21 protein-coding genes, 1 tRNA gene and 1 pseudogene are annotated in these 25,774 nt (G+C 63.0%); 13 read left to right on the top strand and 10 right to left on the bottom strand.

The features are described 5' to 3' along the window. The first annotated feature begins 21 nt into the window (after positions 1-21). From M8744_RS06280 to M8744_RS06265, 4 genes and pseudogenes are all read left to right on the top strand, one after another. A tRNA-Met gene (locus tag M8744_RS06280) sits at positions 22-98 on the top strand. 707 nt (positions 99-805) lie between these two features. Further along, on the top strand, positions 806-1,285 hold the full coding sequence (locus tag M8744_RS06275) for a putative pterin-binding protein (protein ID WP_251411111.1): 480 nt from the start codon (positions 806-808) through the stop codon (positions 1,283-1,285). Between the two features lie 22 nt (positions 1,286-1,307). After that, on the top strand, positions 1,308-3,839 hold the full coding sequence (locus tag M8744_RS06270) for a hybrid sensor histidine kinase/response regulator (RefSeq protein ID WP_251411108.1): 2,532 nt from the start codon (positions 1,308-1,310) through the stop codon (positions 3,837-3,839). Between the two features lie 160 nt (positions 3,840-3,999). Next, positions 4,000-4,283: pseudogene (locus M8744_RS06265) on the top strand (transposase); the annotation flags it as partial. Between the two features lie 197 nt (positions 4,284-4,480). Here the strand turns inward: M8744_RS06265 and M8744_RS06260 are convergent. Then, a complete protein-coding gene (locus tag M8744_RS06260; protein WP_251411105.1) occupies positions 4,481-5,071 on the bottom strand; it encodes a thymidine kinase in 591 nt (196 codons plus the stop codon). A 332-nt stretch (positions 5,072-5,403) separates the two neighbouring features. On the opposite strand from M8744_RS06260, the gene M8744_RS06255 reads away from it, so the two are divergent. After that, positions 5,404-5,862, top strand: coding sequence for a hypothetical protein (locus M8744_RS06255; RefSeq protein ID WP_251411101.1), 459 nt, complete (start codon positions 5,404-5,406; stop codon positions 5,860-5,862). Between the two features lie 86 nt (positions 5,863-5,948). On the opposite strand, the gene carB is transcribed toward M8744_RS06255, so the two are convergent. Further along, a complete protein-coding gene (carB, locus tag M8744_RS06250) occupies positions 5,949-9,290 on the bottom strand; it encodes a carbamoyl-phosphate synthase large subunit (protein ID WP_251411097.1) in 3,342 nt (1,113 codons plus the stop codon). 185 nt (positions 9,291-9,475) lie between these two features. On the opposite strand from carB, the gene gpmI reads away from it, so the two are divergent. From gpmI to M8744_RS06230, 4 genes are all read left to right on the top strand, one after another. Then, a complete protein-coding gene (gpmI, locus tag M8744_RS06245; protein ID WP_251411094.1) occupies positions 9,476-10,993 on the top strand; it encodes a 2,3-bisphosphoglycerate-independent phosphoglycerate mutase in 1,518 nt (505 codons plus the stop codon). Then, entirely contained in the window at positions 10,990-12,126 is a 1,137-nt protein-coding gene (locus tag M8744_RS06240) for a murein hydrolase activator EnvC family protein (RefSeq protein ID WP_251411091.1), read from the top strand. The genes gpmI and M8744_RS06240 overlap by 4 nt, the downstream gene beginning before the upstream one ends. Before the next feature lie 7 nt (positions 12,127-12,133). Continuing rightward, entirely contained in the window at positions 12,134-13,468 is a 1,335-nt protein-coding gene (locus tag M8744_RS06235) for a S41 family peptidase (RefSeq protein ID WP_251411088.1), read from the top strand. An 84-nt stretch (positions 13,469-13,552) separates the two neighbouring features. Further along, positions 13,553-14,035, top strand: a complete 483-nt coding sequence (locus tag M8744_RS06230; protein WP_251411085.1) for an RNA pyrophosphohydrolase — start codon at positions 13,553-13,555, stop codon at positions 14,033-14,035. A gap of 75 nt (positions 14,036-14,110) precedes the next feature. Here the strand turns inward: M8744_RS06230 and M8744_RS06225 are convergent, their stop codons facing one another. Both M8744_RS06225 and M8744_RS06220 read right to left on the bottom strand, forming a co-directional pair. Then, a complete protein-coding gene (locus M8744_RS06225; protein WP_251411083.1) occupies positions 14,111-16,639 on the bottom strand; it encodes an ABC transporter permease in 2,529 nt (842 codons plus the stop codon). Then, the gene (locus tag M8744_RS06220; protein ID WP_251411081.1) at positions 16,636-17,328 is read right to left on the bottom strand and encodes an ABC transporter ATP-binding protein; all 693 of its coding nucleotides are present in this window, start codon (positions 17,326-17,328) and stop codon (positions 16,636-16,638) included. The genes M8744_RS06225 and M8744_RS06220 overlap by 4 nt, the downstream gene beginning before the upstream one ends. Between M8744_RS06220 and M8744_RS06215 the strand changes: the two genes are divergently transcribed. From M8744_RS06215 to M8744_RS06205, 3 genes are all read left to right on the top strand, one after another. Next, a complete protein-coding gene (locus tag M8744_RS06215; protein WP_434481348.1) occupies positions 17,327-18,022 on the top strand; it encodes an arylesterase in 696 nt (231 codons plus the stop codon). The two genes, M8744_RS06220 and M8744_RS06215, sit on opposite strands and share 2 nt — an antisense overlap. 116 nt (positions 18,023-18,138) lie before the next feature. Next, positions 18,139-18,570, top strand: coding sequence for a thioredoxin TrxC (gene trxC, locus M8744_RS06210; protein ID WP_251411079.1), 432 nt, complete (start codon positions 18,139-18,141; stop codon positions 18,568-18,570). 37 nt (positions 18,571-18,607) lie between these two features. After that, positions 18,608-18,811, top strand: a complete 204-nt coding sequence (locus tag M8744_RS06205; RefSeq protein WP_251411076.1) for a YgaP family membrane protein — start codon at positions 18,608-18,610, stop codon at positions 18,809-18,811. Between the two features lie 57 nt (positions 18,812-18,868). Here M8744_RS06205 and M8744_RS06200 read toward each other — a convergent pair whose 3' ends face one another. The 3 genes from M8744_RS06200 to M8744_RS06190 form a co-directional block, all read right to left on the bottom strand. Then, a complete protein-coding gene (locus M8744_RS06200; protein WP_251411155.1) occupies positions 18,869-19,423 on the bottom strand; it encodes a L,D-transpeptidase in 555 nt (184 codons plus the stop codon). Positions 19,424-19,531: 108 nt separating this feature from the next. Further along, complete coding sequence (locus M8744_RS06195; RefSeq protein WP_251411073.1) at positions 19,532-19,939, bottom strand: universal stress protein; 408 nt, start codon at positions 19,937-19,939, stop codon at positions 19,532-19,534. 67 nt (positions 19,940-20,006) lie between these two features. After that, complete coding sequence (locus M8744_RS06190) at positions 20,007-20,327, bottom strand: antibiotic biosynthesis monooxygenase family protein (RefSeq protein ID WP_251411153.1); 321 nt, start codon at positions 20,325-20,327, stop codon at positions 20,007-20,009. 168 nt (positions 20,328-20,495) lie between these two features. On the opposite strand from M8744_RS06190, the gene M8744_RS06185 reads away from it, so the two are divergent. Then, entirely contained in the window at positions 20,496-21,131 is a 636-nt protein-coding gene (locus M8744_RS06185; protein WP_251411070.1) for a hypothetical protein, read from the top strand. Between the two features lie 8 nt (positions 21,132-21,139). Here the strand turns inward: M8744_RS06185 and M8744_RS06180 are convergent, their stop codons facing one another. The 3 genes from M8744_RS06180 to M8744_RS06170 all read right to left on the bottom strand — a co-directional run bounded on the left by M8744_RS06180 (position 21,140) and on the right by M8744_RS06170 (position 25,662). Beyond that, positions 21,140-23,425 carry a glycosyl hydrolase family 28-related protein gene (locus M8744_RS06180; protein WP_251411067.1) on the bottom strand — a complete coding sequence of 762 codons (2,286 nt, stop codon included), beginning with the start codon at positions 23,423-23,425 and terminating at the stop codon, positions 21,140-21,142. A gap of 198 nt (positions 23,426-23,623) precedes the next feature. Next, positions 23,624-24,025, bottom strand: a complete 402-nt coding sequence (locus M8744_RS06175; RefSeq protein WP_251411064.1) for a DUF4864 domain-containing protein — start codon at positions 24,023-24,025, stop codon at positions 23,624-23,626. Between the two features lie 56 nt (positions 24,026-24,081). After that, positions 24,082-25,662, bottom strand: coding sequence for a lysine--tRNA ligase (locus M8744_RS06170; protein WP_251411061.1), 1,581 nt, complete (start codon positions 25,660-25,662; stop codon positions 24,082-24,084). Positions 25,663-25,774: the final 112 nt, after the last annotated feature.

Below are 25,774 nucleotides of genomic sequence, written 5' to 3'. Positions count from 1 at the left end.
CAAACGATCCAAACAAACCTCCGCGGGGTGGAGCAGCCCGGTAGCTCGTCAGGCTCATAACCTGAAGGTCGTAGGTTCAAATCCTACCCCCGCAACCAGAATTCATAAAATATAAAAAAACGTTAGAGCTCGATCCAAGCAGTCGGGTTTCTTGCGTACATTCATGTCAACGTTTGGCGAGTCGACCCCTCCCGCCGATATAGGCCCGCGCTCACCCACGGTGGGTGACAATCTCCCGTGTTGAGCGGGACTGCTATGCTTTTTTTGCCTGCCGGCTCGGTCCGCTTGGCATCGTGACCTGCCACTGAACGTTCATTCAGTTGGAATCAGGGCCCTTTCGGTTGATACGCCGGTCGGCGCAGTGTGAGCAACCGACAGCCCCGAGAACAGGCGTGGCCACACCGAGCAATCGGATACAGACATTGGCGCGACATCGAAACTCGGCCAAATTCCGCAACGCCGCGTAACGGGCCAAGCGCTTATCGGTCAATCCAACTCAGATGCTGCGGGCTAAGTCGATGGCACCCGGTCTTTTGCGGGCACGCGTCGCGATGCCTGAGTTCGCTGAGCGCAAAGGCGTTCCAGCTTCCACTTCTCTATGCTGGACTCAGGCCATAAGCTATGCTCTCAAGACAACGGCGTATGTGACGCCATCGTTGTAATCCGCGAACACCTGTAACAACGGCCAGAAACAGAACAGACCATTGGGTCACGCGAACGCGAGTGAGCACTGGCCCGATTGTGAACTTTCGCGGTTCAGTCAAATGTGGGACTGTCTGACGTAAACCAGACAGCTGGAGGAAGTATGAATATCCGCTGCCTTGCCGCCTCGGTTGCGGCTTCTGTCTTACTCGTGTTCGCGACGCCTGCCAGCGCCTCCGACACGATCCTTTCTGTCACCGGAAAAGTGACCGACGGCGAAATCAACCTGACGCTGGAACAAGTCGAGGCCATGGGAAGCACCAGCATCGTGACAACCACCCCCTGGCATGATGGCCTGACGACCTTCGAGGGCGTTCCCATGGCGCGTTTCCTTGACGCCGTGGGGGCGCAGGGCACGACGGCCTATGTTCACGCCCTGAACGACTTCAGTATCGACATTCCCCTGTCGGACCTGACCCGCTTCGATGCGATAATGGCATTCAAGACGGACGGTGAATACATGGGGATCGCTGAAAAAGGTCCGCTGTTCATCGTTTTCCCTTACGACGACGTGAGGGAGGTCCGCAACGAGCTCTTCTATGCCCGTTCCGTCTGGCAAATCCATACCATCGAGATCGAATGACTGCACACAGTGATATAACGTCATGAAGCGCCTTGAATGGTTGCGCTTGATCACCGGCACGGTGGGCATTTGCCTGTTCGTTGCCGCGATAATCTATGCCCATGGAGTCGGCGTTTCACAAAACGCCCTCGACCGGGTGACGGCATACGACTGGCCAACGTCAGCCCTCCAGGGCCGCAATGAAGCCAGCGAGATGGAACGGAACGTCCTACGGCTTGCGTTGCGGGACGACCAGCCCAGCCGCGATGCCGCTGTCCTGTGGCACCAGATTCTTCAGAGCCGAATTAGAGACTGGGGCAACAGCGACTTCCACCAGTTCATCGAGGGGGATCAGCGCCTCGAGGCCCAATACGGCGCGCTGGTCGCGGATATGGAAAGGCTCGGTAGAACGTTGTTGCAACTCGCCGATGAGCGCGCAGCTTCAGACGCCCTCGCCGAGCCTGGCGACATTGCAGACGCTATTGAACAGGCTGGCGTGATCAAACAAGCTGTCAACCGGCTGGCCATGAGCGCCTTTGCGCACGGCTTGAACGAGAGGACACAGGCCAGAGAAGAATTGCGCAACAGGCAAGCCGCCCAGAAAGTGCTTAACCGCTCCCTGTTCGCGGCCGTATTGATACTGTTGTTTGTTATGATCTGGCAAAATCGATCACTGGTGCGGGCCAACGCCGCCGTTGCGGACGGCGCCCGGCAGCTTGCCGAACGAGAGGCGGAACTGTCGGCCCTGTTGGCAAGCACAACAGATGGCGTCCTGGTTATGGATACTGATTGGCGCGTTACCTACGCAAACCAGAGCGCCATCGACACCTTACTGCCAATCCACGAAGTTCAGGGAGTTTCCTTTTGGAAACTGCTCCCGGACCTAGTGGGCAGCAAATTCGAAAGTTTTTTTCGCAGGGTGATGGAGCGGCAGACACCGGAGAAAACTGAACTGTACTACGCAAGACTGGGCTGCTGGTTCGAAGTGCATGCTCATCCTGCGCCCGAAACGCTGATGATCTTTCTGCGGGATGTGACCGCGCAGCGCCGCGTCGAAGAACGTTTCCGCCACGTGGCGCATGTATCGAGCGACTTCATCTTTGACCGTGACGTTGTCACAGACATGACTTGGGTAAATGACGCGGCTTTTTGGCTGCCTGACATCCCACCGGGGCCCCAAAGAGTTCCGCGAAGCGCGTGGGTCGATAGCGTCCATCCCGACGACATCGCCGGGGTCGAAGCAGCAATCGAGGCAGCGACCCGAAGCGTTCAGGATTACTGGGAGGTTGAGTATCGGCTGCGGAGACCCGACGGCGAGTATATTCCCGTCCGCGAACGGGCGAGCCTTTTGCGCAATGATGCAGGAGAGCCGGTTCGCGTGATCGGGAACATTATCGATCTTTCCGAGAAAAAGGCGCTGGAGGCGCAGTTGCGCCAATCGCAACGGCTGGATGCGGTAGGCCAACTGACGGGGGGAATTGCGCATGATTTCAATAACCTTTTAACCGTGATCATGGGCAATGCCGAAGCGCTGACCGACACGCTGGCAGCCGACCAATCGAGCGCAACCATGGCACGGCAGATCATGATCGCGTCCGAGAGCGCTGCCGACTTGACGCACCACTTGCTTGCCTTTGCGCGCAAACAGTCGCTTTCACCCGGTATTTTCCAGGCAAATGAGCTCATCGAAGGCATGCGAATGCTGATTGAGCGCTCGATAACTCCGGCAATCACGCTGGAGTTACACCTCGATGATTGCCTTGGCTTTATCTATGTCGACCGAGCAATGTTCGAAAACGCGCTGCTCAATCTTTGCGTTAATGCACGCGATGCGATGCCAGATGGTGGTTCGCTCCACATTGTGACAAACTCGGTAACATTGAATGGACCAACCTCTCCTGGCACACCGCAAGAGGGCGAATACGTGCGCGTGGCAGTCTCGGACACCGGCGCAGGGATGGATGACGATACACTGGCCCAGGCATTCGAGCCATTCTTCACCACCAAGCCTGTCGGTGCAGGAAGCGGGTTGGGCCTGAGCATGGTTCATGGTTTCGTGCATCAGTCCGGTGGGCAAGTGCGCGTTCAAAGCGAAATGGGCAAAGGCACCACGGTCGAGTTACTGCTGCCACGTTACGCCCAGCCGGCCGACGACCACGATGCGCCAGAGGTCCAGCCTGCCGCCCAGAAAGACCTGCCGCGCGCACGCATTCTCGTGATCGATGATGAGGATCAGGTGCGGGACTACATCTGCATGATCGTCCGAGCGCTCGGATACGAGGTCGAGTCTGAGTCGCGCGCCGCCATGGCATTGAACCGTCTAGAAGCTGGCGAGGAATTTGATCTTTTGGTCTCCGACATAGTCATGCCTGGCGGCTTTAGCGGTCGAGAGTTGGCTGAAATCGTGATCGAGAGGTGGCCGGGTCTTCCCGTGCTCCTGGTTTCCGGTCACGCTGAAGAGATTACCGCACCTGACGTGCAGCTCGACCCACGCATTGGCTTTCTGCGCAAGCCCTTTCGCAAGAGCGAATTGGCGCACAGGTTGGCGGATATGCTGACTGCTGAAAATCGTTGAACCGGCTCCGTAGTGAAATCGGGACAGTAGCCAGCCCTCGAAAAGCGACTTGCCGATGGCTTGGAGGCACGACCCATTGATTTCCGCTGGGTAGCGTGATTCACGGTTCGAAAAACGAGCGGTGAACATGTCTGATCTCTCCTGACTGACCGACGCGCAGATGGCGCGTCTGAAGCCCTATTTCCCGAAGTCCCACGGTAGCCGCGCGTCGATGACCGGCGTGTGCTGAGCGGGATTATCTTCTTCAATCGCAATGGGTTGCAGTGGCGAGATGCACCTGCGGAATAGGGACCGCACAGGACACTTTATAACCGCTGGAAGCGATGGAGCGACAAGGGCGCCTTTGCACGCATCATGGTTGGCTTGGCCGCCGAGCACGGCGAGAAAAAGACGGTCATGATCGACGCTACGTATCTGAAGCCACACCGGACCGCGACCAGCCTGGCCGCAACCGTCATCTATTGGCTATGAAGCAAGAACGAGCCCTGACCCTAGCATGAGCGGCGCCCCTTCAAGACATGAGCCATTCGGAGGTCGACCGATCTGCCCGCGGCCGGTCCATAAGCGCCATGTGTGTTACGGAAATGATCGGGCTGGCCGAAGTCGCGCCGGGTTCGGTGCGGGCGGCTGTACGGCGAACGTTAACCGGGCTGGTGGTCGCCGGTGGCCTCGCGCCAGTGGCGGCGGCACAGGCTGACATAGGTTTCATTGCCGCCGATCTGGACTTGCGCGCCGTCGCGCATCACGCGGCCTTCGCCATCCTTGCGCACAACCATCGTGGCCTTTTTCCCGCAATGGCAAATCGTGCGCACCTCACGCATTTCATCGGCGACCGCCAACAGCGCGGCCGAGCCGGGAAACAACTGGCCCATGAAATCGACCCGCAACCCATAGGCCATGACTGGCACGTTGAGGTCATCAACCGCGCGGGCAAGTTGCCAAGCTTGTGCAGGCTGTAAAAACTGCGCCTCGTCCACGAAAACGCAAGCCACCGGGCCTTGGGCCAAGCGAGTGGTGATCTTGGAAAACATGTCTTCGCCCGGCGCGAATGTATCGGCATCGCTGCCAATGCCGATTCTGCTGGCGATTCGGCCCTTTCCGGCGCGCGTGTCCAGTTGCGCGGTCATCAGGTAGGGCACCATTCCACGCTCGCTGTAGTTATGCGCCGCCTGTAGCAGGGCGGTCGATTTCCCGGCGTTCATCGTGGAAAAATTGAAATGCAGCTTTGCCATGGCGTGGGCATAGTCCGGCTTTGACCATATTGGCAAGACGGCCGCGCGCCCGAAAGAACAAGGACGGGGCGTAATATTGTACAGCCGTGTTGCCGATGTCGGGGTCGAATGAAACGAAAAAACGGGTTCGTCGCGCGGCTGCCGGGAAACCGGCTTTGCTGTCCCTCGCAGCAAAGGCGCGACAAACCCCACACGCTTGCCAGCCCCGGGGTGGGCCGGCCACTCGTCAAAACCCTTAAAAACCATGTGGTTTCTTCTTACATGACAAATGCTGTCGAAGACTTTAAGGGGAAACGCGCGCGAGATTTCCCACAATAAGAAAAGGTCCGATCATGAATGCGATGGGCAGTTATCTGAAAAAGCATACCGAGGCCCTGGTGAAATCTGTCGGGGTCGAAAAAGCCTGTGAACTGACCGGAAAATCCAAGGCCACGTTGGGGCGGTATTACTCGGATCACGATGAACATGCCGACCGGTTCATGCCCATCGACACGGTTGCCAAGCTGGAAGAAACCAGCGCCTATCCTCATGTCACCAGCGCACTGGCCGAGCTGGGCGGGATCACCCTGTCGATTGACAGGCATCGCCCGAACCGTGCCAAAAGCAGTGGCGTCAATTCCGATGTGCTCGCCCTGAGCCAGCGGTTTGCCATGCTGATAGCCGAGTACCAGCAATCCATCGAGGATGGCGTGATTTCCGTAAGCGAGACGAAGCTACTTCTCAAGGAAGCCGTGGCGCTGCAACGCGTGCTGTTGGACATGAAGCTGCACCTTGAAGAGGGTAAAAACTGAAAGCCTTCAAACGCCGCAGTTGGACCCATGAAAAGGCCCGCCGGTCGTGAAACCTGAGGGCCTTGTCATGTTCCGTGCGCGCACGTTCAGGCAGGCACGCCGCCTTGCAGGGCCTGGACCCCGAAATCGCCCTTGGTCCGCGCCTCCATCGCCTGCACGGCGGCGATGGCGCCCGCAGCGGTGGTGAAGTAGGGGATCTTGTCATAGAGCGCGACCGAGCGGATCTCGCGGCTGTCTTCGACCGCCTGGCTGCCTTCGGTCGTGTTGAACACAAGGGCGATTTCGCCGTCCTTCAGCGTGTCGACGATGTTCGGGCGGCCTTCGTAGACCTTGTTGACGGTGGCGCACTCAACACCGGCATCCTGCAACCATTTCGCGGTGCCACGCGTGCCGACCAGTGTCAGCCCCAGCTCGACCAGCGTGCGAGCGGCATCAGCCATGGCGTCGGTCTTGTCATCGTCCTTGATCGAGATGAACACCTTGCCCTCTCGTGGCAGGTCGCTGCCGGCACCAAGCTGTGCCTTGAGAAAGGCCATGGCAAAGGACACGTCCCAGCCCATCACCTCGCCGGTCGAGCGCATCTCGGGGCCCAGGATGGTGTCGACGCCGGGGAAGCGGGCGAAGGGCAGAACCGCCTCTTTCACCGAGAACCACGGCATGTCCGGGTCGGCCAGCGTCAGCGGGTCGGCCATGGGTTGCGACCCCGGCAACGCACCTTTGGGATAGCGCGCGCGCAGCGGGAAATTCTCCATCGGTTCGCCCGCCATCAGCCGTGCCGCGATGGACGCAATCGCGCTGTCGGTGGCCTTGGCAACAAAGGGCACTGTGCGGCTGGCGCGTGGGTTCACCTCGATCAGGTAGATGTCGCCATCCTTGACGGCGAATTGCACGTTCATCAGGCCGACGACGCCCAGCTCTAGCGCCAGGGCCTCGGTCTGGCGCTTGATCTCGTCGATGATGTCACGCGGCAGGCTGTAGGGGGGCAGCGAACAGGCGCTGTCGCCCGAATGCACGCCCGCCTCCTCGATATGCTGCATGATGCCGGCCACGTGCACGGTCTTGCCATCGCAAAGCGCATCGACATCACATTCGATGGCGCCTGACAGGTAGTTGTCCAGCAACACGGGGCTGTCGCCCGAAACCACCACTGCCTCGGCGATGTAGCGTTCCAGGTGGGCCATGTCGCGCACGATTTCCATCGCCCGCCCGCCCAGTACGTAAGAGGGGCGGATGACCAGCGGAAAGCCGATATCCTCGGCAATGGCCAATGCCTGCGCGTCGGTGCTGGCAATACCGTTATGGGGCTGTTTCAGCCCCAGCTTGTTGACCATTTGCTGGAAACGCTCGCGGTCTTCGGCCAGGTCGATCGCGTCGGGCGTTGTGCCCAGGATCGGGATACCTTCTTCGTACAGCGCGTTGGCCAGTTTCAGCGGCGTCTGGCCGCCGAACTGCACGATCACGCCGTGCAGGGTGCCGTTCTCCTGCTCGACCCGCAGGATTTCCATCACGTGCTCGAAAGTCAGTGGCTCGAAATACAGCCGGTCCGAGGTGTCGTAGTCGGTGGAAACCGTCTCGGGGTTGCAGTTGATCATGATCGTCTCGTAGCCCGCATCGGTCAGCGCGAAACAGGCGTGACAGCAGCAGTAATCGAACTCGATCCCCTGGCCGATCCGGTTGGGTCCGCCCCCGAGAATGACCACCTTCTTGCGGTCGCTGGGGCGTGCCTCGCATTCCACCTCGTCCATGGCGGGCGCTTCGTAGGTGGAATACATGTAGGGTGTCTGGGCCTCGAACTCGGCGGCGCAGGTGTCGATCCGCTTGAACACGGCCGTCACGCCCAGGTTTTGCCGCGCGCGGCGCACATTGGCCTCGGTCCGGCCTGTCAGCTTGGCCAGGCGTGCATCGGTAAAGCCCATCATTTTCAAACGGCGCAGGCCGTTTTCGGTGACGGGCAGGCCGTTCTTGCGGATCTCGGCCTCGGTCTCGACGATCTCGCGGATACGCGCAAGGAACCACGGGTCGAACATGGTGACGCCGTGGATGTCATCGTCCGACAGGCCGTGGCGCATGGCCTGCGCGATGGTGCGCATCCGGTCGGGCGTCTGTTCACTGATCGCCTTGATCACGGCGGCGCGGTCGGGCGCCCCTTCTATCTCGACCTCGTCGAACCCGGTCAGACCCGATTCCATCGACGCCAACGCCTTTTGCAGCGACTCGTGGATCGTGCGGCCAATGGCCATCGCCTCGCCCACCGATTTCATCGCCGTGGTCAGATGGGGCTTGGAGCCGGGGAATTTCTCGAACGCGAATTTCGGGATCTTGGTGACGACGTAATCAACCGTCGGCTCGAAACTGGCGGGCGTGACCTTGGTGATGTCGTTATCCAGCTCGTCGAGCGTGTAGCCCACGGCCAGTTTTGCCGCGATCTTGGCAATCGGAAAGCCCGTGGCCTTTGATGCCAGTGCCGAAGAGCGGCTGACTCGGGGGTTCATCTCGATCACGACCATGCGGCCGTCTTCGGGGTTAATGGCCCATTGCACGTTCGAGCCGCCGGTCTCCACCCCGATCTCGCGCAGCACGGCGATGCTGCCGTTTCGCATGATCTGGTATTCCTTGTCGGTCAGCGTCAGCGCGGGCGCCACGGTGATGGAATCGCCCGTGTGCACGCCCATCGGATCGACGTTTTCGATGGAACACACGATGATCGCGTTGTCCGCCTTGTCGCGCACAACCTCCATCTCGAATTCCTTCCAGCCCAAAAGGCTTTCATCGACAAGGATCTGGCCCACCGGGCTTGCATCCATGCCGGACCGGCAGAAATGTATGTAATCGTCGCGGTTATAGGCCACGCCGCCGCCGGTGCCGCCCAGCGTATAGGCGGGGCGGATGATGGCGGGCAGGCCGATATCTTCGAGCGCCTCAAGCGCCTTGGCTACGCCGGTCTCAAGGTCGAAATGGCCCTGCGCATCCTTGGGCGCGGTGACGATGGTGGCCTTGGGGTTCTCGATTCCCAGCCGGTCCATCGCCTCGCGGAACAGCTTGCGGTCTTCGGCCATCTCGATGGCCTCGCGATTGGCGCCGATAAGTTCGACCCCGAATTTTTCCAGCACGCCCATATCGGCAAGCGCCAGGCTGGTGTTCAGCCCGGTTTGCCCGCCCATCGTGGGCAGCAGCGCGTCGGGGCGTTCCTTCTCGATGATCTTGGCGACGACCTCGGGGGTGATCGGCTCGATATAGGTGGCGTCGGCCAGGCCCGGATCGGTCATGATCGTGGCGGGGTTCGAGTTGACCAGGATAACCCGGTATCCCTCTTCCCTGAGCGCCTTGCAGGCTTGCGCGCCGGAATAGTCGAATTCGCAGGCTTGCCCGATGATGATGGGCCCTGCGCCGATGATCATGATTGAGTTGATATCGGTTCTTTTGGGCATGTCGGGACCTCTGGTTTTTGCGGGCAGCGGGCGCAGCGGCAGGGCAGAGTCGCCGTGCGCAAATTGTCGTGGGTTATAGACATCGCAGGGCGCGGCGCAACCCCCCAAGCGGTGCGTCAGGAAAACAGGTTCACCCCGCCTGCGCAAGGCGTTAGAACCCCACCAACCAAGGCAGGAGTCGCATCATGTCCACCCCGAAACCCGTTGTGCTGTGCATCCTCGATGGCTGGGGCCATCGCGAGGAGATGGCCGACAACGCGGTGGCACAGGCCAAGACCCCGAATTTCGACCGCATATGGGCCAGTTGCCCGCATAACCTGCTTGTCACGCATGGCACCGATGTGGGCCTTCCGCGCGGGCAAATGGGTAATTCCGAGGTGGGACATACGAATATCGGTGCGGGCCGCGTGGTCACGATGGACCTGGGCCAGATCGACCTGGCGGTCGAGGATGGCTCTTTCGCGGCCAATGACTCGCTGCGCGATTTCATCGCACGACTGCGCGAAACTGGCGGCACCGCGCATCTGATGGGGCTTTTGTCGGATGGCGGGGTGCATGGGCACATCACCCATATCCTGGCCGCGATCCGCGCCATTGCCGCCGCCGGGGTGCCGGTGGTGCTCCATGCCGTCACCGACGGGCGCGACGTGGCGCCCAAATCGGCCTTTTCCTACATGGCACAACTCCAGGAAGGGCTGCCCGAAGGCGCGCGCGTCGGCACCGTTACGGGGCGCTATTTCGCCATGGACCGCGACAATCGCTGGGACCGCGTGCAGGAAGCGTACGACGTCATGATCCGTGCTCAGGGCCTGCACGCCTCGTCGGGGCGGCGCGCCGTCGACGCGGCGTATAATCGGTCGGAAACCGACGAGTTCATCACCGCCACGGTGGTGAGCGATTACGCAGGCGCACATGACGGCGACGGGTTCTTTTGCCTGAATTTCCGCGCTGACCGTGCGCGCGAAATCCTGCGCGCCGTGGCCCAGCCCGATTTCGCCGAGTTCGACGTATCGAACCGCCCCGACTGGGCCTTGGTGCTGGGAATGGTCGAATATTCCGAGGCCCACAATGACTGGATGGGCACGATGTTTCCGCCGCGGGACATTCGCAACACCCTGGCCGAATGGGTGGCCGCGCATGGCAAGCGCCAGTTCCACCTGGCCGAGACCGAGAAATACCCCCACGTCACCTTTTTCCTGAACGGCGGTAAAGAAAACCCCGAGCCGGGCGAAGATCGCTACATGGCCGCCAGCCCCAAGGTGGCCACCTATGATCTGCAACCGGAAATGAGTGCCGCCGAAGTGACCGAACATTTCGTTGGTGCAATTGCCGATGGCTACGACCTGATCGTGACAAATTACGCCAACCCTGACATGGTCGGTCATACCGGCGACCTGGCCGCCGCCATCGCTGCCTGCGAGGCGGTCGACCAGGGGCTGGGGCAGGTGCTGGACGCACTGGAACGGGCAGGGGGGGCGATGATCGTCACGGCCGATCACGGCAATTGCGAATTGATGCGCGACCCCGAAACCGGCGGGCCGCATACGGCGCATACCACTAACCCGGTGCCGGTGGTTCTAGTGGGCGGGCCTGCGGACGTGCGGCTGAAGCCGGGCCGCCTGGCCGACCTTGCGCCAACGCTGTTGCAGCTCATGGGCCTGCCGCAGCCATCCGAAATGACGGGGGAATCGCTGCTCGCATGATCCGCGCTGCCGCCCTGTCTCTGGCCATTGCGCTGGCTGCGCCGGTTGCGGCGCAAACCGCGCCCGACCCGGCCAGTGCCGCGCGTGCCGCGGCACAGCGCCTGGACGAGGCCTCGCGCCAACTGGATCGCGCCGACAGCGCCCGCAACCGCGTCAAGGCCCTGACAGAAACCCTGCGCGCTTTCGAAGACGGGCTTGAGGCGATGCGCGACGGCTTGCGCCGCGCCGCCATCCGCGAACGCCGCCTGCTGGCCGAACTGCAGGCCCGCGAGGACGAGATCGCCCGCCTTCTGGGGGTGTTGCAGGCGATGGGCCAGTCGCCCGCGCCGGTGCTGTTCCTGCACCCCTCGGGGCCGACGGGGACGGCGCGTTCCGGGATGATCCTGGCCGATGTGGCGCCCGCTCTCAACGCGCGTGCCGAGGGCCTGCGCGCCAAGCTGACCGAGGTGCGCACGCTGCGCGCCTTGCAGGAAACCGCCGCCGACACGCTCCGGCAGGGCCTCGATGGCGTGCAAGAGGCGCGCACCGCGCTCAGCCAGGCGGTGGCCGATCGCCAGCCCCTGCCGCGCCGCTTTACCGAGGATCCGGTGAAAACCGCGATCCTGATTGCGTCGAGCGAGACACTCGAGGGTTTCGCCAGTGGGCTCAGCCAGATTGCCCAAGAGGAAAGCCCCGGCAGCCTGCCCGACATTTCGCACCACAAGGGGGCGCTGCCAATGCCGGTGCAGGGGCAACTGTTGCGCCGCGCGGGCGAGGCGGATGCCGCCGGCATCACTCGTCCGGGCATCGTGCTGGCCACGCGTCCGCGCGCGCTGGTCACCACGCCCACGGCGGCAACGATCCGTTATCGCGGGCCGTTGCTTGAAATGGGCAACGTGATGATTCTCGAACCGCAGTCGGGCACGTTGTTCGTGCTGGCGGGCCTCGATATCGTCTATGGTGCCACCGGAGAGGTGCTGCCAGCAGGCAGCCCGGTGGGTCTGATGGGCGGTGAAGAGGCAGAAACGGGCGCGGTGATCACACAATCCGGCGAGGGGGCTGGAAACATGCGGCCCGAAACGCTCTATATAGAAGTCAGGCAAGACAACCAGCCGGTCGATCCGGCGACATGGTTCGCAATGCAGGAAGGATGACTGAAAGATGAAGAAATTCGTCATGGCCGCGCTGGGCGGCACCTTGGCCGGTGCCGTGGTCACCACGCAGGTGGCGGGCCCGCTTGTCGCGCAAGAGGCCGACAACCAGACCACTGTCTATGAACAACTGGATCTTTTCGGCGACATTTTCGAGCGTATCCGCGCGCAATATGTCGAAGAGGTGAACGACAAGGAGCTGATAGAAGCGGCGATCAACGGCATGCTGACATCGCTTGATCCGCATTCCAGCTATCTTTCGCCCGACGATGCCGCCGACATGCGCGTTCAGACGCGCGGCGAATTCGGCGGCCTGGGTATCGAGGTGACCCAGGAAGAGGGGTTCGTGAAGGTCGTGTCGCCCATCGACAGCACGCCCGCCGCCGAGGCGGGTGTCGAGGCGGGTGATTTCATAACCCATGTCGATGGCGAAAGCGTGTTGGGCCTGACCCTGGACGAGGCGGTAGACAAGATGCGTGGCCCCGTGGGCAGCGAGATCGTGATCACCATCGTGCGCGAAGACGAGGTCGAACCCTTCGACATCTCGATCGTGCGCGACACGATCAAGTTGCAGGCCGTGCGGACCCGCATCGAAGGCAACGCCGTGGTGCTGCGCGTGACGACTTTCAACGACCAGACCTACGACGATCTCGAAGAGGGGCTGGAAAAATCGCTCGAAGAATTGGGCGGCATCGAGCAGGCCAGCGGCATCGTGCTGGATCTGCGCAACAACCCCGGCGGCCTGCTGACCCAGGCGATCCGCGTCAGTGACGCCTTCCTGGACAAGGGGGAAATCGTTTCGACCCGTGGGCGCGATCCGGCCGATGGCGACCGCTACAACGCGACGCCTGGCGACCTGGCCGAGGGAAAGCCGGTGGTGGTGCTGATCAACGGCGGCTCGGCCTCGGCCTCGGAGATCGTCGCTGGCGCCCTGCAGGATCATCGCCGCGCGATCGTCGTGGGCACCAAGAGCTTTGGCAAGGGCTCGGTCCAGACGGTGATGCCGTTGCGCGGCGACGGGGCCATGCGCCTGACCACGGCGCGCTACTACACGCCTTCGGGCCGGTCGATCCAGGCGCTGGGTGTCAGCCCCGATATCGTTGTCGAACAGCCGCGCCGCGCCCCCAATGGCGAGGAAGAGGCCGACGCTCGCCCCTCGCGCTCGGAGGCCGATCTGCGCGGGCGTCTTGATAACGACTCGCTCAGCGAAGACGAGGTTCGCCAGATCGAGGAAGACCGGGCCAAGGCCGAAAAATCCGCGGCGCTTCGCGACGAGGATTACCAACTGGCCTATGCCGTCGACATCCTGCGCGGCTTCAGCGCGCTGAAGCCAGCAGAAGAATAAGGCGCTTGGTGCGCGCCACGCCGGGGTATCTGCCCCGGCGTGGCCTTGCTGTCACCGTTTCCCTTTCCAACCCGCGAGGCAGGCATGAGCCCGGAAGATATTGCCAAACTCCCTTATCGGCCTTGCGTGGGTGTCATGCTGGCGAATACCGATGGCGCCTTGTTCGTCGGGCAGCGCCTCGACAGCGAAACCCCCGCCTGGCAAATGCCCCAGGGCGGCATCGACCCCGGTGAAACCCCGCGCGAGGCGGCCCTGCGTGAGCTGTGCGAAGAAACAGGCGTCACACCCGATCTTGTGACTGTCGAAGATGAAACCGATGACTGGCTGACCTATGACCTTCCGCACGAGATCGTGCCGCGAATCTGGAAGGGGCAATTCAAGGGGCAGTGCCAGAAATGGGTGCTCATGCGGTTTCATGGCCGCGACGAGCAGGTGAACATCGCCACCGATCATCCCGAATTTTCCGAATGGCGCTGGCTGCCGGCGGACGAGGTTGTCGACCAGATCGTGCCATTCAAGCGCGCGGTCTACGAGCAGGCGTTGGCCCGCTTCCGAGACAAGCTCTGACCGCAGCAGGCCAACATTACCCGGCTGAACCCGCAGGGCGAATGGGGCAAAGCCCGCTGGGGTGAGCGTGCGCCATCACTCGCGCGCCCGCAACACCCCTGCCGGGCGCACCGCCAGTGGCCTCCAGGCAAAGGCCAGCCCCGAAAGCAGCGTCGCGAGCACCCCGCCCAGAACGATCCCGATGGCCGACGACCAGATCACCCCGAAGTCGGTTTCGAACACGAAGTGGCTGACAGCCCAGCCCCCCGCGATACCGGCCGCCAGGGCCACCAGCCCCGCGCCCAGCCCCAACAAGCCCGCGCGCAGCGCAAAGCTGGCCAGGATGCGCCCGCGCGTCGCGCCCAGCGTGCGCAGCACCGCCGCCTCGTAGACGCGGGCGGTGTCACCCGCCGCGGCCGCGCCGATCAGCACCAGGAACCCGGTTACCAATGTCGCCGCCGCGCCCCAGCTGGTTGCCGCCGCCAACCCTGACAGAACTTCCGACACGCGGTCGATGGCATCGCGCACACGGATCGCCGTGATGTTGGGATAGGCGTTCGACACATCGCGCAGGATCGCCGCCTCGGCCTCGGGTTCGGCATAAACGGTGGCGATAAAGCTGTGGGGCGCATCGGCCAGCGCGGCCTCGTTCATCGCCATGATGAACCCCATCCCGGCGGTCGAGAAATCGACATTGCGAAAGCTGGTGATCGTGCCTGTGATGTCGCGGCCCAGGATATTGACCGTCAGCGTGTCGCCAAGTTGCAGGCCCATCTCTTCGGCTTCTTCGGCGGCGAAGCTGATCTGGGGCGGGCCGTCGTAATCTTCGGTCCACCATTCGCCTGCCGTCACCTCGGTGCCTTCGGGTTGCGCGGCTGCATAGGTCACGCCGCGATCACCCTGTATCACCCAGTGTTCGCCCGCCACCTCGGCCGCGGGGCGGTCGTTGATCTGCGTGATGATGCCGCGCAGCATCGGGGCGCTTTCGGTTTTGCTCACCGCCGGATCATCCTCCACCCGCGCCAGAAAGCCGGGCATCTGTTCACGCTGGATATCGAGGAAGAAATAGCTTGGCGCCCGGTCGGGCAGGTCGCGTGCGATGGCATCGCGCAGGTTGCCGTCGATCTGGCCCACCGCCGCCAGCACCGAAAGGCCCAGGCCCAGCGACAGCACGACCGAGGTCGCCTCGGCCCCACGGCCAGAAATCGCGCCCAATGCCCATCTCAGGGCGGGGCGCGGTCGCAGGGCCACGCGGGCGACGCGCGCAAGCACGCGGATGCCCCAGGCGGCCAGGGCCAGCATGAACAGGGCCACCAACAGCCCGCCCGCCGTCCACAGGGTCAGCGCCCAGGTGCCGGAAAACACCCCCGCCACCGCCACCAGAGCGGCCACCAGCGCCACGGTCAGCGCCACCCAGATCGCCCGAGGGAAGGTTTGCCCCGATTGCCCGCCATCGCGAAACAACGTGGCGGCGCGAATATCCTCGGTGCGGGCCAAGGGCCACAGGGTAAAGACCAGCGCGGTCAGCAAGCCGTAAATCGCTGCCTCGGCGAGCGGGCCGGGATACAAGGCAAACACCGCCGGCACGGGCAACTGCGCCTGCAACACCGGCGCCAGTGCCAGCGGCGCCAGCGCGCCCAGCACCAGCCCCGCGCCGATGCCCAGCAGCGACAACGCCCCGATCTGCAGGAAATAGGTCTGGAAAATCATCGCCCGTTCGGCCCCCAGCGTGCGCAGCGTGGCAATGACGCCGGTCTTGCCCGCCAGGTAGGCACGCACCGCCGCTGACACGCCCACGCCGCCTACGGCCAGCCCGGACAGCCCCACGAGGATCAGGAAGGCGCCGATCCGCTCGACGAAGTCGGCCACGCCCGGCGCCCCGTTGCGCGCGTCGCGCCAGCGCAGGCCCGTGTCGGCGAACCGGGCCTTGGCCTGCGCCTCGAGCGCGGCAAGATCGGCCCCCTCGGGCAGGTCAAGACGGTATTGCGTTTCGAAAAGCGTTCCGGGCTGCAACAGCCCGGCATCGGCCAGCGCATCGGTGGCAACCAGTGTACGCGGCCCCAGGCCAAAGCCGCCGCCAGCATTGTCGGGTTCGCGCGCCAGCCGTGCCATCAGCACGAAATCCTGGCTGCCCAGGCGAAAGGTGTCCCCCACCTTTAGGGCCAGCCGGTCGGCCAAGATCGGCGCCATCACCCCGCCCGGCAGGCCGTCTTGCCCCGCCAAGGCTTGTGACAGCGACATTTCGGGTGCCAGTTCCACGTTCCCGATCAGCGGATAGGCCCCGTCGACCGATTTTACCTGCGTCAGCCCCCGTTCGGTGTCGCCATCGCGCGTGACGGTGGCCATTGACCGGAAATCCGTCACCTCGGACACGCGCTGCGCCGTGTCTTGCATCCAGGCCCGTTCCGCGTCGCTGGCAAAGCGATAGGTGAACTCCATCTCGGCATCGCCGCCGAGCAGCGCCGCGCCCTCGCGCGCCAGCCCCGTTTCGATCGATGACCTGACCGAGCCGACAGCCGCAATCGCCGCAACGCCAAGGGCAAGACAGGCGAGAAAGATCCAGAACCCCTTGAGGCCCCCGCGCAATTCGCGCGCGGCAAAGCGGGCCGCCAACCCCAGGCTCATTGCGCGGCCTCGGCGGCGGTGTCGATGCGTCCATCGCGCAAATGCACCACCCGGTCGCAGCGCGCGGCGAGGTCGGGCGCATGGGTGACCAGGACCAGCGTGGCCCCGTGCCGGTCGCGCAGGCCGAACAGCATGTCCATGATTGCCGCGCCATTGGTGCCGTCGAGGTTTCCGGTGGGTTCGTCGGCTAGCAAAAGCTCGGGCCGGGGCGCGGCGGCGCGTGCCAGCGCCACGCGCTGCTGCTCGCCCCCGGACATCTGCGCCGGGTAATGGCCCGCGCGCGCTTCAAGCCCCACGGCGCGCAGCTCGTCCATGGCGCGGTCCATCGCGTCGGGCACGCCGGCCAGCTCCAGCGGTGTGGCCACGTTTTCATGCGCTGTCAGCGTCGGGATCAGGTGAAAAGACTGGAACACCACCCCCAGGTGACCGCGGCGAAAGCGGGCAAGCTGATCTTCGGTCATGGCTGTCAAGTCTTGGCCCAGCACCTGCACGCGGCCGGCGCTGGCGCGCTCCAGCCCGCCCATCAGCATCAGAAGCGAGGATTTGCCCGAGCCCGAAGGCCCCACCAGCCCCAGCGTCTGCCCACGCTGGACATCCAGCGTGATGGCGTCGAGGATATCGACACGCCCGGCATTGCCATCCAGCGACAAGCACACATCTTTAAAGGAAATAACGGGGTCTGATGACATGAAAAAACGCCTGTTTCTAAGCCTGTCCTTGGCATATGGGGTCGCGGCCCTGATCGGCAACCCGCCGATGGTCGCACCTGCCCATGCCGGGTCGCACAGCACGACTGGCCCAACCGTCGTGGCGCTGGGCGACAGCCTGACGCAGGGCTATGGCCTGGTTGAACAAGAGGGCTTCGTACCGCAGTTGCGGGCATGGCTGGCCGACAACGGCGCGGGCGATGTGCGCGTCGTGAACGCGGGCGTGTCGGGTGACACGACCGCCGGCGGACTTTCGCGCGTGGCCTGGACGCTGACGCCCGATGTCGATGCGATGATCGTGGCGCTGGGCGGCAATGACATGCTGCGCGGCACCGACCCGGCCACCACCCGCGCCAATATAGATGGCATCCTGGCCGAGGCCGACAAAGCCGGGGTTGCCGTGCTGCTTGTGGGCATGCAGGCACCGGGCAATTACGGACCCGACTACAAGCGCGATTTCGAGGCGATCTGGCCCGACATGGCTGAAAAGCATGACACGCTTCTGGCCGAAAGCTTTTTCAAGGGGCTGGGCGAGGGCGATGATCCCTCTGCGATGCGCGCGTATTTTCAGCCCGATGGCATCCATCCCAACGCCGAGGGCGTGAAAAAGGTGGTCGAGGGGCTGGGCCCCCACGTGCTTGACCTGATCGCGCGCATCCCCGACGCGGCCGGTTAAGCGCCGCGAGCGGTGGCCGCTGCATCTGAATTTGCGTGACGTAGCGGCACCACGCACTCTTGCATAGCGCGCAGCTCTTCATATCTCATAAACAGAATATGAAGAGAGGTGGCACGATGTCGTCCATGAAACTGACATGTCTGGATTGTGGCCAGGTCAACCGGCTGCCCAGCAGCAAACTGGGGCCGGGCGCCAAATGCGGAACCTGCGGGGCGCGGCTGATGCCGGGCAAGGCGGTCGAGGTTGATTTCGACACGCTGCAAAAGGCCGCGCGCAATGACGACCTCCCTCTTGTCGTCGATTTCTGGGCGCCCTGGTGCGGGCCCTGCCGCATGATGGCGCCCGAATACGCCAAGGCCGCCACCGAACTCGGTGACCAGGCCCGGCTGGTCAAGCTGAACACAGAACAGCACCAGAAGGCAGGCACCGCCTATGGCATCCGGGGTATCCCGACGATGGCAGCCTTTGCCGGCGGGCGCGAACGCGCGCGCCAAACCGGCGCGATGCCCGCCGCCTCTATCGTATCATGGGTGCGCGGCGCGACCTGACGCCACCCAACTGTCATTAACTCAAGGAGAAACCGAAATGACACTCGACCGTGCCGTGATGGCCTTTGCCGGCGTAATGATCCTGATCTCGCTTTTGCTGACCGCTTTCGTGTCGCCGCTGTGGATGTGGTTCACCGCCTTTATCGGCCTCAATATGCTGCAGGCGTCCTTTACCGGCTTTTGTCCGGCAGCGATGATCTTTCGCAAGATGGGCGTAAAATCGGGCTGCGCCTTCGAATGAAGGCACAAGGCCGGGGCGCATCGCGCGCGCCCCGGCCCCGGAAGTTGAAGACCCTGCTTAAAGTACCGTTACCGGCGCGCCCACCGGAACCTTTTCGTACAGGTCAATGACGTGGTCGTTGATCATGCGGATGCAGCCATTCGAAACCGACCGCCCGATCGAACCCGGCTCGGTCGTGCCATGAATACGGTAGAACGTGTCACGCCCGTTCTGGAACAGGTAAAGCGCCCGCGCCCCCAGCGGATTGCCCGGCCCGCCGGGCTGGACGTAATCGTTATCCTTGAACTTGGCATAGGTCCGCGGCTCGCGCTCGATCATCTCGTTGGTGGGCCGCCATGTCGGCCATTCCTTCTTGACGTCGATCGTGGCCTTGCCGGTGAATTCCAGCCCGGCCTTGCCCACGCCCACGCCATACCGCAGGGCGCGGCGCGGCTCGGTCACGAAATACAGGAAATGCGCGCGCGGCAGTATAAGGATCTGGTTCGGCGCATAGGCTGCGGCGATGGTCACCGACTGAGGGCGAAATTTCGGCTCAATCTGTGCGGCGCGGGCCAGGCTGGGTGCCGCCAGCGCAGCGCCGGATGCGGCGATAAAGGTTCGGCGGGTAAACATGGTCATAATGCCCCTGTCTGAATACAACAGGGACATTATGTTCAGTTTTGCAGCGCAATCAACAGTCGCACTGCCGTTTCACCCACACGTGACAGGCGCGCGCCCGCCTCAGCGGATCACATGCACCGCGCAGGACGAGTGGCGCACCACCTGATGTGCCGTCGATCCCAGCAACAGGTCTTGCATGCCCGGCCGGTGCGACGCGATGACGATGCAATCAACCCCGTGCTTTTCCGCCCATTCCACGATCGTGCGGCCCGAATGGCCCTCGACCACCACGCCCTGCCCATTGGGCAGCGCGTCGGCTTTCTCGCTCAACTCGGCCTGCACGGCCTTGCGGCTTTCGGCGATGTAATCGGTGGGCATGTAGGAAATGGCATAACCCGGTATTTCTTCCATCACGTGCAGCAGGGTGATCTGCGCGCCCTCTGCGCTCAGCGCCTGTGCCACCTCGATGGCTGACTTGGTGTTGCGGTCCTCGTCGAAGGAAATCGGAACCAGGATCTTGCGGTACATTCGGCGTCCTTTCTTGGCTGACAGGCGGTATCGTGTTTCATCGCGCGCATACGCGCCTTGATTCAGGTCAGTCGAAACTGGCCACCACGTCATACATCACCGGCTCGAACCGGGTGCACAACGCGGCGATGCGCCGGTTGCGGCGGCGCATCTCTTCGCTTCGCAGCATGGCCTGGAAATCCTCGCGCCGGGCCCATTGCGAGTAATTGGCGATGCGCGTCTGCGCGTCGTTCACGTGCAGGCCGGAGGCGATAAAACCCGGTTGCTTGGAGATGAAGTTTTCAAAGGCGTCGGTCAGCTCGTCCATCAGGTCCTGGCAGGTGCCGGGGGTCATCTCGAACGTGGTGATCACGGTCTGGCAGGGCGTGTCGCTGGAAATCCGGGGCATGGGATGGCCTTTCTTTTGCGTCATCGGGGGCCGTGCCGCCAGCTTAGCACGTGCCACGAGGCTTGGCCAAACCACATCGGCGGCTCGCGGCGCGGAAGGCCGCCGTTAACCACGTGTTTACCAAGGTGGCGGAGCTTGGCGCAGGGTTTTTGACAGGAAGGAAGGGTTATGCTGCGCCTGGCCGTGATCTTTTGGTTGATGATGGCCGGCCCGCTCTGGGCCGGGGCCTGGCCGCGCGGCAAGGGCAATGTCTTCGTAACCGCCCTGACCTACCTGACGCAGAACGGCACCTATTCCGGTATCTACGCCGAATGGGGCCTCACCGATCGGCTGACCCTTGGCCTTGATGTGGGGCACGGCGTATCGGGCGAGGAAAAGGCCGTGGCCTTCCTGCGCCTGCCGATGCTGGAGCGCCTTTCCAACCATGAATTCGCATGGGAGCTGGGCTTGGGCGAGATCGCCGGTGAAAAGGTGATCCGGCCGGGCCTGAGCTGGGGCAAGAGCGTTGAACTGGCAGGGCGCCCGGGCTGGATCGCGGTCGATTCCGTGGCCGAAATGCGCACCGAAACGCTGGCCACAGACTACAAGGCCGATCTCACGCTGGGGTTGACCGTCACCGACAGGCGCAAGATCATGATGCAGTTCCAGGCCGGCGTGCAATCCGGGGACGAACCCTTTCTGCGGCTCGTCCCCTCGATCACCTTCGGCCTGTCGAACCGGACGCAGTTGGAAATCGGCCTGACACACGACCTGCTCGGCGTCCGTGACACCGGGATAAAGGCGGCAGTTTGGTATGAATTCTAGCCGCGGCCCTAGTTGTCGATCCGCACCGACACCGAGTAGACGCCTTCGACCGGTTCGGGGAAATGCAGCTTTACCCGGTCTCGCTCCGGCCCCTGTTCCGTCGCCACGTATGGCTGATGGTACCGCGCCACGTTGGCCCCGTTCTTGATTTTCGAACGCGCCACGATGGCCTCCACATTCTGGGCATACCCGCCAAAGGGCAGGGGCCCCGCGCAATCGACCACCCAGGTCGCGGCCGCACTGTTTTGTTCGTGCAGGATGACGGCCGGGTTCATGATCCCCTGGCTGACCGAATTGAACATGTTGCCGGTGATGGTGATGTTGCGCATCCTGGAATAGTTCAGATCGGCGAAAGACGTATCCACGTGGTCGACCCTGTCGATCACACCGTGGATCACGCGAAAGATGTTGCCTGTCATGTTCAGTCCGTTGATGAAATGGCCCGCGCCATGCGGCTTGATCACCAGGAACCGAAACCACGGCGCCACGCCGATGGCCTGGAACACGTTGTCGGAAATGTTCAGCCCCGAGAACGAGTACTCGCTGGCAAATTCCGGCTCGTGGTCGTGTTCGTTCGACCATTCGATGGAACAATTGTCGATGTAGTTCCCCGCGATGGTCGCGCGGTTGTGGGACGAGGTCAGGATCAGCCCCGCAGTGCGCACGCCTTCGGGCTCGTCATCGCCCTGGAACCAGTGATTTCCGGTGATGATGCTGCTGGTGCCGCCCAGGATGGCGAAATGCCGGAACTGGGTAATCCGGTTGTTGCGCAGCTTGACGTCGTTGGCATTTGCATTCAACCCGACCGACACACGATCCTGCGCGCGCATGGCGGTTTCGTTCGACAGGAACTGGCAGCGGTCGACCAGCATCCCCTGGCAGCCCTGGCCGGGGCTGGTGATCGCGCGGTCGGCCGGCGCGGTAAAGAAACAATCCTTCACGTGGAAAATCAGCCCCGCAGGCGCCAGCAGGATGCCGCTGGCCCGGCCACGGCACAGGAACTCGATATCCGACATCGAGAACTTTGAAAGCTTCTCGAAACCGCTGAAATCCAGCACGTATTTGAACCGGCGAAAGGTGAACGTCTGCGTGCCCGCCGCATCGTAAAGCGGCATCGACAGGGTGATGCGCTGCTGGGCGACGTTCTTTTCGCGCACATAGACCTCGCGGCCGACGCCGCCGCCCTCGATCAGGGCCCCCACCGGGATGTTGGCGATGTTCTGCACATTGGTCAGCTCAAGCGGGTTGTTGGGGTTGTAGCTGGCCACGCTGGTTCTCACCTGCGTGTCCCAATTGGCCGAGGGTTCGACATAGAACTGGCCGTTGCGGATATGCCGGCGCTGGGCGTATTCGCTGCGGTTGGCCACGGCGGCCTGCATGTCGATGGGCTCGTGCACGCTGATGCGCCGGCCGCCCATGTCCAGGCTTTCATGATCGGAATTGTTCAGCAGCGCCTGAAAGGCTTTCTTGAAGGCCAGAACCTCGTTGCCGAAGGCATCGATATAGGCGGGCAAGTCGAAATTCTTGGTCAACGACAGGATCTTGCCATCAGGCATCGTCACCGTTCCTTCAAAGGACACGCGGTTTTCAAAAGTCACGCTGTTGCCCAGGAAGTAGGTGCCGGCCGGCACGATCACCCGCTGCCCGTTCGCAGCCGCATCGGCGGCCTCGAAGGCGGCGCTGTCATCGGTGACGCCGTCACCCAGTGCGCCGAAATCGCGCACGTCGACAAAGCCCAGCATGCCGCGCAGAAAGACCGAGGTGACATCCTCGATCTCGATATCGTCGATGCGCACCACGCCGCCATTCGCGCCGGTCAGGTCCAGCCCGAAATGTCCATAGATCGCCGCCCGGCCCCAGGGCATGTCGACGCCGGGCCGCGTGCCGGTGCCGACGATGGCACTGATCTCGACAACTTCGCCATACCTGTCAATCGCCAGCGCGGGCCCGATCTCGGGCACGCCGTCAAGATGCACCTCGCCCGCCGTGCCCGCCCAGGCCGCGATACGGGCCGAGGGCAGGTTTCCGCTGACGGCCTTCAGGCGCGCGCGGATGCGCAGGTAGCAGCCCGGCAGGACCGGCGTCTGCCCCATGAAGCGCAGCTTTTGCACCGTGTCGGTCTTTTGCACCTCGAGGCAGCCGCCGAAATCGGCATCGGCCGGAACGAAGGCGGCATTGGGCGCACCGTCATACGTGTCCGAGCCGGGCGTACCATTGCCGCGCGACCACTGGTCAAGCCCTTCTGCAAATGCGGGCGGCATCAGCGCCAGACCCTCGGTAATCGCCTTGTTCATCTTGATCCCCTTCCACGAGTAATGCGGCAAAACCCCGGCGGGCCCGCGTGATCGGGAAAGGGAAGTATCAATACCGCGTTAACCGACCCTGAGACCACCGTCACGGTGCCTCCCGCGCGGTATCGGGCAGATGTCGCGCGATGCGCTGGGCCGAGGGCCTTGCCGGTGTTTGCCCGCAAAGCTGAAACTGCCAGCGGTTCAAGCTGCCGTGCCGGGGGCCTTCAACAACTGCACACCGTTGATCTGCCAACCGTTCTCGGTTTCGATCATCTGGTAGTCCAGCAGGTGAACACGGCCTTGCGCGTCGGTGATCTGCACGCGCTGCCACAGGCTTCCGGCCTCGTCGCGCAGTTGCAGGTAACGCACCTCGGCCGGGCGCCAGACCATCGGGTAACCGCGCCGGACCATAGCTCCAAAGTTCTCGGGCGTACGGAAAATATCCTTGATGGTTGGGCTGGCAAAGGTAAAGGCGCGGTCGAAATCGTCGGCCTTGAACGCTTGCAATTGCTCGTCGATCACATCGGTGATGGCCTGCTGCTGGGCGTGGCCGGGCAGGGCAAGGCCCAGCAAAAGGGCGAAAATCAGGAAAAAACGGCGCATGGGGTCATCCTCCTGCGCCGCTTAGATAGGGCCCCGCGCGGGGGCGTCAAAACCGCTCAGCCGGTGGTCAGCTCACCGGCCAGCGCCGAGTCGATCAGCGCGATGGTTTCATCGACCCCGTAAAGCGCGATGAACCCGCCAAAGCGTGGGCCCTGGCTGGCGCCCAGCAATACCTCGTAAAGCGCCTTGAACCAGTCGCGCAGCGGGTCGAACCGGTCGCGCCCGACGGCGTAGACGATGGATTGCAGCGTCTCGTCATCCGTCGGCCCGTCATGGGCGGCCAGGGCCGTGCGCAGCGCGTCTAGGGCCTCGCGCTCGGTCTCGGTGGGGGCGCGGTAGGTTTTGGTGGGTTTCACGAAGTCGTTGTAGTAGCGCACGGCAAACCCCGCCGCCTGGTCCAGGTCGGGGTGCGTTTCGGGGCTTGCGTCGGGCGCGTAGCGGCGGATGAACCCCCACATGGTTTCCTTGTCCTCGGCCGCCGATACCGATGCCAGGTTCAACAGCATCGAGAAGGGCACCACCATGTGCGATTCGGGCGGCGTGCCGCCATGGATATGCCAGACCGGGTTGTTGACCTGCTGTGCCGCGTCCTGGCCGGGAAAGGCGCGCAGCTGCTGGTGGTATTCATCCACCGCGCGCGGGATCACGTCAAAGTAAAGCCGCTTTGCCGTCTTGGGTTTCTGGTACATGAAATACGACAGGCTTTCGGTGCTGGCATAGCTTAGCCATTCGTCGATCGTCAGGCCGTTGCCCTTCGATTTGCTGATCTTCTCGCCGTTCTCGTCCAGGAACAGCTCGTAGGTGAAATGTTCGGGCTTCCTGCCGCCCAGGATCTCGCAGATACGGTCATAGATCGGGGTGTTGGTGGAGTGATCCTTGCCGTACATCTCGAAATCCACGTCCAGCGCTGCCCAGCGAGCACCGAAATCGGGCTTCCATTGCAGTTTCACCTGCCCGCCCGTCACCGGCAGGGTCCATTCGCGGCCGGTTTCGTCGTCGAAGGTGATCGTGCCGTTGGCCGCGTCCACGTGTTTCATCGGAACGTACAGAACACGGCCCGTTTCGGGGTGAATGGGCAGGAAGATCGAATAGGTCTGCCGGCGTTCCTCGCGCAGCGATTTCAGCATGACCTTCATGATGTCGTCATAGCGTTCGGCGGCACGCAGCAGCACCGCGTCGAACCGGCCGGTATTGTAGAACTCGGTGGCGCTGATGAACTCGTATTCGAACCCGAAAGTATCGAGGAACCGCCGCAGCATGGCGTTGTTGTGGTGGCCAAAGCTGTCATGGGTGCCGAACGGGTCGGGCACCGATGTCAGCGGGCATTGCAGGTGCTCGCGCAGCATGTCGGGGTTGGGCACGTTGTCGGGCACCTTGCGCATCCCGTCCAGGTCGTCGGAAAAGCAGATCAGCCGCGTCGGGATGTCGCTGATCAACTCGAACGCGCGGCGGATCATCGTCGTGCGCAGAACCTCGCCGAAGGTGCCGATATGCGGCAGGCCCGACGGGCCATAGCCGGTTTCAAACAGCACATGGCCCTTTTCGGGCGGCTGTTTTTCATAGCGTTTGACCAGTTTACGCGCCTCTTCAAAGGGCCAGGCTTTGGAATTCAGGGCGGCATCGCGCAGGTTGGTCATGATTGGGCTCCGGTTGCCGGGCCGCGCCCCATGCGCGGCAGACCGCCGCTTCCTATTGAAGCGGGGGGGCACAGTCAATATTCTGCACTGCAACAACCCCGTGCAAGGAACC

The sequence above is a fragment of the Lutimaribacter degradans genome, from assembly GCF_023703375.1.
GTDB lineage: Bacteria > Pseudomonadota > Alphaproteobacteria > Rhodobacterales > Rhodobacteraceae > Lutimaribacter > Lutimaribacter degradans.
Note: the sequence above shows the minus strand (reverse complement) of the source record. Positions and strands in the feature narration are given on the sequence as shown.